We start from the raw sequence: 4,256 nt of genomic DNA, 5'->3' as shown, positions 1-4,256 counted from the left end.
GAGAAGCGGGCGAGGAGTTGCACCGGTATGTGGAAGTGTGAGCGTCTCATCGACGCCGACCTGGACGTCGAGGAGATCGTCGGCGTCTACCGTGCTTCCACCCTCGCCGAGCGCCGTCCCGTGGACGACGTCGAGCGCTTCATCCGCATGCTGGCCGGAGCCAACCTCGTCGTCGTCGCCCGCTCCGACGACGGCCACCTCATCGGCATCGCCCGCTCGATCACCGACGGTGCGTACTCGACCTACCTGGGCGATCTCGCCGTCCACGTCGCCTACCAGGGGCAGGGCGTGGGCCGCGAAACTCCGGGCGACTCCGCTTGGGCTCAAGGCGGAGGCAGATGCCTTGCGCGATCACTGGGATCCGTTCAACGGCGTGGGTTCCATGGAGGTAAGCAGGGGAAAGCTGGGTGCGATCGAGGTCCATGAGGGCGGAACCGATTCCATGGAAGATGACACACAGACTGCTTGGAAGTATGACTGCGAGAGGAAGCTGGCACCTGTGGACCCGCCTGGCTATAGGTAACTTCCTGAGGGCAATCGAGCTCGTGGTCACCTTGCTGGCTGCCAGTACGGTGGGGCGGGCATCGACCTGAGGAACTTGGTCCCGCTGCATAAGGCTGAAAATTCGCCAGTGATGAGTAACCTCGAGAATGCAATCGCTGAGCAGAATTCCCGACTATGTTCACATAGTCGCGAAGGGTAATCGTGGATTGAATGTGGATTGTCACATCCCGGATGTGGCGGTCAGGGAAGAGGCTCTGTGTGTGTGGTGAAGAAGTGTGAGTGAGAATCCAAGTGGTGAATTCCTTCCTCCCTTCTTGCATCAGTTGATGGGTGGCGTGCGGAGGTCTCGGCCCGCTGGAGCAGATGCCTGGCAGGAGATCGAGGCCGCAGTCGGCGTGCCGGCTCCTGCGGATTTCCGTGCCTTCGTGGATTGCTATGGAGGGGGTATTCTCCTCGATCACCTCTTCATTCCGCATCCTAATGGCGGAAGGCGGTTGGTTGAATTCATCGAAGAGGAGCGGCAGGGTTTCTTTGATGGATTGGAATTCTTGGATAACGTTCCCCGGCGTGTTGTCGAACATCGAGATCGAATGATTCCTTGGGCGTATCATGACTGGGATGGTGATGTGTGCTTGCTCGTCCCTTCGGAGGATCTGCGGGATTGGGATGTTGCGGTAGCCCACCGTCAATGTCCTGAGATCGAGATATTCGATGGCGGATTTACAGGATTTCTTGCCGGCGTCCTGAAAAATAGAAACGTTCCCCGCGGTTGGCCGCTCTGGGAAGAGGCTTGGAAAGAACTGCGTGACGAGCCCCTCGGACTCTATTGATCCGAAACGCTTTGGGTTCAGGCTCGTTGCTGGTGTGTGAGTGATTTGGTGGGGGATGCCCGGGCCTGGTCGCCGGACGCTCAGGAGGCCGTGCGGTTGCTGGCGGTGTCCGCGCTGACGGAGGGCCGGGACCGGGTGGAGGTTGCCGGCCTGTTCAAGGCCGTGGACAACTGGTGGGCGAGGTGGCAGGCCGGCGGCCGGGACTCGCTGCTGTCCCGCCGGCGAGGCCGCCGCGTGGGTGAGCATCAGGTCCTGTCGAGGCCGAGCAGGCCGCCATCCGGCAGGCTGTCCTCGATCACACCCCCACCGACCTGGGTCTTTCCGGTCAGCTATGGACGCGGGGTCAGATAGGCCAGCCGATCTTCAAGTTGTACGGGGTCCGGTTCACCGAGCCCGGCGTGGGCAAGTACCTCAAGCGCTGGGGGCTGACCTTCCAGCGTCCCGACAAGCGGGCGGTCGAGCAGGACCGGAAGCGGTCCGCGTGTGGCATGAGGAGACCTGGCCCACGATCCGGGCAAAGGCGAAGGCCGACGGTGGTGAGGTCCTCTTCGCCGACCAGGTCGGCATCCGATCCGACCAGGTCACCGGCCGCACCTGGGGTGCCAAGGGGCAGACTCCGATCGTCCGCCGCACCGGAAACCGGTTCTCCGTGAACGCGATGTCCGCGATCAGCACCCGCGGCCGGATGCACTTCATGGTCTTCACCGAGTCGTTCGACGCGAAGGTCATATGCCGCTTCCTCGCCCGGATCGTCGGGCACTTCGACCGGAAGGTCCACCTGGTCGTCGACCGTCACCCGGCCACCGCTCGAAGGCCGTCCGGGCATGGCTCTCCGACCACGACGACGAGATCGAGCTGCACTTCCTGCCCTCGTACTCACCCGAGCTGAACCCGGACGAGCTGGTCAACGCCGACCTCAAACGCAGCCTGCCCCACACCCACCGGGCCAGAAACCAGGCCGAACTCGCCGCCGAGACCCGCCGGTTCTTCCGGCGGCGCCAACACCAGCCCCACATCGTCCGCGGCTACTTCGGCGGCAGCCACGTCCGCTACACCCTCAATGAGAACCCCTTAAGTTTCTGATCAATAGGTTCATCGCCAATTGAGGGGGTGCGGGTCGCATAGTGTCTGCCGGCCGGCCGCCGCCGACTCCTGGTGCCTCGGAAGCGGGTGGCGGCGGTGTGCGGGGCGCCCCTCTTTGTCGGGAGGCGGCCCGCACTACTCGGCTCACACTCTGGCGTCCGAGGCCCGAACGGTCGGCCCATCGCCACGCCACGGGATGAGCATGCGGACGTCATCCGGCTTCAGGCCGACGCGCACCGCACCGTCGCCGGGGGAATCAGGCCGGCACCCGCGCCTGCTCCGGCTGGCGACTGCAGCAGCGGCGTGCGCTCCCGCCGCGGGGCGGGTCGACGCGCCTGCGTGCCCGCTCCGGGAGGGCCTGATGCTCGCCTCCCGTCAGTCCAGCCCTGTTCCGGCCGGGGGCGGGATGATGGAAGTGTCGAAACGGGGGCGCTGTGCTCCGCGCCGAGTCAGCCCAGCCGTCGGGGCCGCTCCCGACGTCGAAGTACACCGGGCCTGGCCCACCGCCGCCGACATCCGCGTCACGCGGGAAGAGGCGCCCGAGGCGAAGCTGATCCTGCTCGCCGCCGGCCGCGGTCGACTACTACCCGCATATCGGCTTCATCCGCCACGAGTCCGCCTGGACCCTGGACCGCCTGCGGTGAGCCGACGAGCGCGCCGGCCCACCTTTTCCGTAAGCCGGTCGAGCGCGCCCGCGGCGGGGTAGCATCCGTGCCGTGGGGGGACTGGTAGGACAAAGCACAGGGAAAGCCGGCCTGCGCGCCTGGTGTTGCGCGATGGCGAGCTTGTTCCTCATCGCCGGGTGCGCGGCCGAGGGTACGCCGAAGGGAGCCGCGTCGAGCGGCGCCCCGGGCACGTCGGCCACGGGTAGTTCCGGCACGGGTGGTACCGCCACGGGTGGTTCCGGCACGGGCGGCACCGGCGCGAGTGCCCCGGCCGCCCGGCCCAGCGCTTCCGCCGTCATCCCGATGCCCCCGCTCGACGAGTCCAAGCAGCCGAGGACGGCCGCCGAGGCCCGCGACCTGCTCGGCCGCATCATCATCGCCGAGCAGGACCTCGGGCCGGAGGTCGTGCGCAGCGCCCCGTTCGAGAGCGACCCCGGCCGCTGGCCCGTGCTCGACGAGGGCTGCGTCTGGCAGACCGAGGGTCTGCCGGACGATGTGCTCGCCACCAGCACCCGCCACTTCCACATCCCGGCCAAGGGCGGCCGCGGCCGAGTGCGGATCAACGCCACGGTCACCGTCCACCACAACCGTGAGGAATCCGGCTGGGAGACCGCCCGCGCCATGGAAGAGGTGCTGCGGTGCCCGGACCAGAAGCTGCGTGAGGGCGAGGAGCTCAAGAGTCTGTGGGGCGGCGCCCTCTATCTCGGCGAGATGAACGACTGGACCGAGGACGCCTTCTCCGAATCCGGCGACTACGTCAGCGCGCAGGACGGCGGGCCCCACCCCTACACGTGGTCCCAAGCCCAGTTCGGACCCGTCACCATGGCCATCTCCGCCAAGGCCGCGGAGGGCGTCACCAACGACGACCTGACCGCCTTCGTGGCCCAGGGCACCAGCGTGATGATGATCCAGGCCAAGCAGGAGCTCGGAAAGGCGGCGGGCTGATGCAGCCGCTCCATCCCTCTGACCCCTCCCGGATCGGCGGCCACCGGCTCCTCGGACGCCTCGGCGCCGGCGGCATGGGCGTCGTCTACCTCGGCCGGACCGACGACGGCGCGCTCGCCGCGGTCAAGGTGATCCGCGCGGAGTACGCCGAAGAGGCCGACTTCCGGGCCCGGTTCCGCCGCGAGGCCCGGATCGCCGCCGAGGTGGCCAGCCCGTGGGCCGTCCGCAT

The 4,256-nt window shown here is 67.2% G+C and carries 5 protein-coding genes and 3 pseudogenes; 7 read left to right on the top strand and 1 reads right to left on the bottom strand.

Translation table 11 applies throughout. The features are described from left to right. Positions 1-267: hypothetical protein (locus ACWGIU_RS31115; RefSeq protein WP_453711413.1), on the bottom strand; the 267-nt coding region annotated here is incomplete at its 3' end. On the opposite strand from ACWGIU_RS31115, the gene ACWGIU_RS31110 reads away from it, so the two are divergent. From ACWGIU_RS31110 to ACWGIU_RS31080, 7 genes and pseudogenes are all read left to right on the top strand, one after another. After that, complete coding sequence (locus ACWGIU_RS31110) at positions 148-426, top strand: GNAT family N-acetyltransferase (protein WP_453711411.1); 279 nt, start codon at positions 148-150, stop codon at positions 424-426. The two genes, ACWGIU_RS31115 and ACWGIU_RS31110, sit on opposite strands and share 120 nt — an antisense overlap. 121 nt (positions 427-547) lie before the next feature. After that, positions 548-703, top strand: a pseudogene (locus ACWGIU_RS31105) (DNA/RNA non-specific endonuclease); the annotation flags it as partial. A gap of 76 nt (positions 704-779) precedes the next feature. Beyond that, positions 780-1,334: an SMI1/KNR4 family protein gene (locus tag ACWGIU_RS31100; RefSeq protein WP_453711409.1), complete on the top strand. Its 555-nt coding sequence runs from the start codon at positions 780-782 to the stop codon at positions 1,332-1,334. Positions 1,335-1,702: 368 nt separating this feature from the next. Next, positions 1,703-1,987 carry a helix-turn-helix domain-containing protein gene (locus tag ACWGIU_RS31095; RefSeq protein ID WP_453711407.1) on the top strand — a complete coding sequence of 95 codons (285 nt, stop codon included), beginning with the start codon at positions 1,703-1,705 and terminating at the stop codon, positions 1,985-1,987. Beyond that, positions 1,900-2,417, top strand: a pseudogene (locus ACWGIU_RS31090) (IS630 family transposase). The gene ACWGIU_RS31095 and the pseudogene ACWGIU_RS31090 overlap by 88 nt, the downstream one beginning before the upstream one ends. A 776-nt stretch (positions 2,418-3,193) precedes the next feature. Then, a complete protein-coding gene (locus ACWGIU_RS31085; RefSeq protein WP_453711405.1) occupies positions 3,194-4,027 on the top strand; it encodes a hypothetical protein in 834 nt (277 codons plus the stop codon). Continuing rightward, positions 4,027-4,256 (top strand): annotated as a pseudogene (locus ACWGIU_RS31080) (bifunctional serine/threonine-protein kinase/ABC transporter substrate-binding protein); the annotation flags it as partial. The gene ACWGIU_RS31085 and the pseudogene ACWGIU_RS31080, both read left to right, overlap by 1 nt.

It is taken from the genome of Streptomyces sp. NPDC054840, assembly GCF_053611065.1.
The sequence above is the reverse complement of the archived record's forward strand: the minus strand, read 5'-3'. Positions and strand labels throughout refer to the sequence as shown.